This is a genomic window from Escherichia sp. KTE31 (assembly GCF_000407925.1).
Classification (GTDB): Bacteria; Pseudomonadota; Gammaproteobacteria; order Enterobacterales; family Enterobacteriaceae; genus Escherichia; species Escherichia ruysiae.
This window is the reverse complement of record NZ_KE136723.1, coordinates 16,772-17,897: the sequence shown is the minus strand read 5'-3', so window position 1 is coordinate 17,897 and position 1,126 is coordinate 16,772. Positions and strand designations below refer to the sequence as shown.

The following is a 1,126-nucleotide window of genomic DNA, read 5'->3' as shown; positions in this document are numbered from 1 at the left end:
TGAAGATTGCCCCCATTGCGCCTGCTGCCGCGATGATGGCATTGATGCCGGTGATAACCGGCCAGGCTACGAGGCCAATGGCACCGATGACACCAGTCAGCGCCAGTGCGCCACCGGCAATGAGGCCAATGGTTGACGCCAGTGATTTATTTTTCTGTATCCAGCCGTCGAGTTTTAACACATACTTTGTGGCCGTCTGCGTGAGCTTACGCAGCGCCCCTTCCTGCTGGTCAAACAGGTCAGTCCCCACCGCCTCATAAGCGGACTGAAACTCCTTAAAGTCACCGCCGAGATTGTCCTGCATGATATTTACCAGCTCTGCGGTCTTCCCGTCTGATGCTTTAAACGCAGCGGTCAGTTTGTCCAGCTTTCCGGTTGAGGCGGCAGTCATCAGCACAGCGGCGGATGAGCTGGCCTCCTCCCCGAAAATGGTTTTCATGTATTCAGCCTGCTGGGCAGTACCGAGCCGGTTTTTCTCAAAACTGGCCTGCATTTCTTTCAGAATGGTAAATACTGGTCGGGTATTCCCCTTGCTGTCTGAGGTTTTCACGCCAAGCTCTTTGAGTGCATCCCATGCTTTTCCCGTCGGTGCCTGCAGGCGGCTTAACACGGCACGGCTTCCTGTCCCCGCCATTGAGCCTGTGATTTTTGCATCATGCAGCGCCCCGACCATTGCGGCGGTTTCTTCAATGCTGACACCGGCATTTTTTGCCACAGGTGCGGCATAGGTCAGCGCATCGCTCATGCCGTCAAAATCGGCGGCGGTTTTGTTCATCGTCATGGAGAGAACATCCCCGATATGAGCGACCTTATCGTTTGAAAGCTGAAAGGCGGATTTCATCCCCATCAACAGGGCGGCGTTTTCTTCCATCGTGCGACGGTTCGCCAGCGCCATATTCAGCGTGACCGGCGTTGCCGCCTGAATGGCATCAACATCCCCACCGGCTTTTGCAATGATAATCTGCGCACCGGCTGCATCATCCGCCGAGGCGGCGGTGTTGTCGCCGAGCTGGCGCGCCTGTTTGCGGAGCGCGGCCATTTCGGCGGAGTCTTTTGCCACTCCGAGCACAGCCTGTAATTCTGAGTTTTTCTGCGCAAACTCATAACCGGGCATCAGCAGCTTAAC

At 55.9% G+C, this 1,126-nt stretch carries 1 protein-coding gene; it reads right to left on the bottom strand.

The window, feature by feature from the left end:
* The coding region (locus WES_RS13305) for a phage tail tape measure protein (RefSeq protein ID WP_016235185.1) at positions 1-1,126 on the bottom strand (1,126 nt) is incomplete at both ends.